This window comes from Bradyrhizobium sp. AS23.2, assembly GCF_001908185.1.
Taxonomy (GTDB): domain Bacteria; phylum Pseudomonadota; class Alphaproteobacteria; order Rhizobiales; family Xanthobacteraceae; genus Bradyrhizobium.
This window is the reverse complement of record NZ_LGHM01000344.1, coordinates 1-1,583: the sequence shown is the minus strand read 5'-3', so window position 1 is coordinate 1,583 and position 1,583 is coordinate 1. Positions and strand designations below refer to the sequence as shown.

At 60.9% G+C, this 1,583-nt stretch carries 1 protein-coding gene; it reads left to right on the top strand.

Translation table 11 applies throughout. From position 1 onward, the window contains the following. The first annotated feature begins 295 nt into the window (after nucleotides 1–295). Entirely contained in the window at nucleotides 296–1,354 is a 1,059-nt protein-coding gene (locus tag AC630_RS42020) for an IS110 family RNA-guided transposase (RefSeq protein ID WP_074124320.1), read from the top strand. Nucleotides 1,355–1,583: the final 229 nt, after the last annotated feature.

Sequence of the window (1,583 nt, the reverse complement as noted above, 5' to 3'; positions counted from 1 at the left end):
AGAACTTATTCGTCCAAGATCGTTCTAGCGCTCAGGCTCGCAGGTGCCTTCAACCTAGACGGCGAACTGAAGAATGCAATTCTAGTCGTGTTTCGATCCTGCGCGTTTTTACACAGCCAGGGTCATTCTCGACCGACTCTGCGGGTTTCGGCCGCCGTTAGATGTCTGCTCTTCTCCGAAACCGACCAGGTTACTGCGCGGCAACGAAATGACGCGAATGGGATGGACCGGCCGCGCTCCCGCCCCCAACGGCTCTCAGAGTGCGTGGGGGCTCGTCAGGAGCAGGAGCACCGCCATGCCTCGCAGGTCCACCGTTCGCGCAGTCACCACCATTGGAATTGATATGGGTAAGAACACCCTTCACATGGTCGGCCTGGATTCGTTGGGCGCCATCGTGTTGCGAGAGCGGGTCTCGCGCGGGCGCATTACGTCAAGGCCCGCGAACCTTCCACCCTGCTTAATTGGCATCGAAGCGGGGATGGCAACACACTACGTTGCTCGGGAGCTTGCGGCGCTTGGCCATGACGTGAAGCAGGTTCCGCCGGCCTATGCGAAGCCGTTTCGGCAGGGAGGACACAAGAATGACTTTCGAGATGCTCATGCTGTGGCCGAGGCCGTGCAGCGACCGACGACGCGCTTTGTTCCGGCTAAGACTGATCAGCAACTCGATCTGCAAGCACTGCACCGGGTACGGTCGCGCCCTGTCAGCGAACGGACCGCAGTGATCAATCAGATCCGCGGCTTTCTCCTGGAGCGCGGCATCATCGTCCGGCAAGGACAGCGTTTCCTTCGCCATTTGCTGCCTGACATTCTGGCCAAGCGGACGGATGTTCTTTCGCTACGCATGGTCCGCATCATCAGTGATCTTGTTGGCGACTGGCGGCAGCTCGATGAGCGAATTGAAACCGTGACGGATGAGATCGAGACGCTGGCCAAAAGTGACGACAGCTGTCGAAGGGTGATGACCGTGCCGGGCATCGGCCCACTCATCTCGAGTGCGATGGTTGCGGCGATCGGCAATGGAACGGCCTTTGCGAAAGGGCGGGATTATTCGGCTTGGCTCGGCCTCGTGCCCAAACAGATGTCGACCGGGGACCGAACTATCCTCGGGCGACTCTCCAAGCGCGGCAACGGTTACTTGCGGATGCTCTTCATGCAAGCAGCCCGGGTCATTCTGTTGCGGCCGACGAACTGGCCGAAGCACGGTTTCGGCGCCTGGCTCGTTCGTGCCGCTCAACGCTTACATCCTAACGTTTTGGCCGCGGCCCTCGCCAACAAGCTGGCACGGATTGCCTGGACCGTACTGGCACAAGAGCGCAGCTATGAGGCGCGCGTCACAAAGGCAGCAGCCTGAAATGAACATGCTCAGGTTCACCAAGGGGACGGCCGCCGCCCCCCTGTTGCCCCCCGTCGCTCGCCAGATCGGGCGAGCGAGCGACGGTGGCTCCGAGGGGACGGCTCTAGCTGATCCCAAAGCCAGAGTTTGGCTTTCCCGCCGAGGTCTGCGAGTCGGAATGAGGAGATGGAGAAAAGGTCTCGCCAGCGCGTTCGTGATCAGGTGGCCCTTCTGGCCTTCGGGGCCG

What these genes read in the sequence shown, in the direction of transcription:
- AC630_RS42020 (WP_074124320.1), top strand. Translation starts at nt 296, where the DNA reads ATGCCTCGCAGGTCCACCGTTCGCGCAGTCACCACCATTGGAATTGAT.